At 76.6% G+C, this 1,615-nt stretch carries 1 tRNA gene and 1 pseudogene; one reads left to right on the forward strand and one right to left on the reverse strand.

Annotation, left to right across the window (positions count from 1 at the left end):
* Positions 1 to 165 precede the first annotated feature (165 nt).
* A tRNA-Leu gene (locus tag AB0F18_RS39225) sits at positions 166 to 250 on the forward strand.
* 611 nt (positions 251 to 861) lie between these two features.
* Here the strand turns inward: AB0F18_RS39225 and AB0F18_RS39230 are convergent.
* A pseudogene (locus AB0F18_RS39230) lies at positions 862 to 1,545 on the reverse strand (IclR family transcriptional regulator C-terminal domain-containing protein); the annotation flags it as partial.
* Positions 1,546 to 1,615: the final 70 nt, after the last annotated feature.

A 1,615-nucleotide genomic window follows, 5' to 3' on the forward strand; every position in this document is an offset into this window, starting at 1 on the left:
CCCGCCCCGCACCGGGGCGGGCGACGTCGTATCCGGGTCCCGGAGCATGCCCGCAGGTCAGCGCGGCGTGGCGGGCCGGCGGCCGGGCCGGATAACTGGTCGGAGGCCCGCCGATCCTTTGCTATTGTTGTCCATGTCGCCGCGGGAAACCGGGGCCGACCACCGGTCCGGGTGGCGGAATGGCAGACGCGCTAGCTTGAGGTGCTAGTGCCCTTTATCGGGCGTGGGGGTTCAAGTCCCCCCTCGGACACAGAGAAAGAACCCCACTTCGGTGGGGTTCTTTTTGCGTTACGGGACGGAGTGCGGGCGGGCTCGCCGGAGAAGGCGGTGGCCGGATCCGTCCGTGCGGCATCATGGCCCTGACCGGGTCGAGGGGGAGCAGCGTGCGAGACCGGCGCGTTCGTGGGCTTGCCCGAGTACACCTCCCCCGAGCGGATGCAGGGGGCCGCCGCCGGCCCCGCGTCCGACCTGTGGTCCCTGGGGCGCCCTGCTGTGCGCGGCGCTGACCGGGGAGTCGCCCCCGCAGGGCCGGGGCCGGGGGTCCCGTCAGGTGCCCAGGACCGTCAGGCCCCCCTGGGTCGGAAGGCTGCCCGGGGCCAGGGGGCCCAGGGTCTGCGGGAGGGCGAGGCGCGGGGCGTCGCCCGCCGGGAGGGGGCCGAACAGGTACGCGGCCCCCGAGGCGGAGTCGCTGACCAGGTGCGGGCCGCCCGCGGCCGCCGTGAAGCGGGTCAGCGGGGCCCGGAAGAGCCGGCCCAGGTGACGCAGGGTCTCCGGGGTCGGGGCGGCGGGCGCCGGGGGCGGGATGTCGCCCGCAAGGTCCGCCGGAGCGTCCGCCGGGGCGTCCGGGGGGATGGCGCCCGACAAGAGCAGGGCCAGCAGCACCGGGACCGCCTTGCGGCGCAGGGCCTGCGTGGCCTCGTGCAGCCGGTGGGCGTGGGCCGCGGGCAGCGAGAGCGCCAGGCTTCCGGCGGCGCCGCCCGTGGTGATGGGCACCGCCGAGCAGACGACCCCGGGGGAGTACTCGCGCAGGTCGAACACCGGGGCGCCGGGGGCCACCGCGTCCAGGGCGCTGAACAGGACCCGGCTGTCGGTGATGGTGTGCGGGGTGAGCCGGGCCGGGCGGTGGCGGGCCACGTGGTCGGCCCGCACCTCGTGGTCCAGCTGCGTCAGCAGGCACTTGCCGACCGCGCTGGCGTGCGCGGCGGCCCGGAAGTCCACCCACTCCCGCACCGGCGGAGCCCCCGGCCCGTCCGCCATCTGGGTGATCCGGACCTCGCCCTCCGCGTACCGGCTCAGGTAGACGGCGGCGCCCGCGCTGTCCCGCGCCAGCGCCAGGGTGCGCTGCAGCTGGCGCGCCAGGCCCGCGCCGCCGGGAGCCGCGAGCCGGTCCAGGGCCGGGCCGCGCGCGTACACCCCGGCGCCGGGGCGGTACGCGTACTCCTCCTCGCACAGCATCGACAGCAGCGGGCGCAGCGCTGCTTCTGTGAGCCCGGCCTTCCGGGCGAGCTGCCCGGCCCGCACCCCCAGCGGGTGCTGCTCCAGCACCCGTACGAATCCACGTCGATCTCGATGGCGTCGTCGAGGAACCGGTCGACCAGCACGGGGCGGGTCGGGG

This window comes from Streptomyces sp. NPDC029216 (assembly GCF_040648015.1).
Classification (GTDB): domain Bacteria; phylum Actinomycetota; class Actinomycetes; order Streptomycetales; family Streptomycetaceae; genus Streptomyces.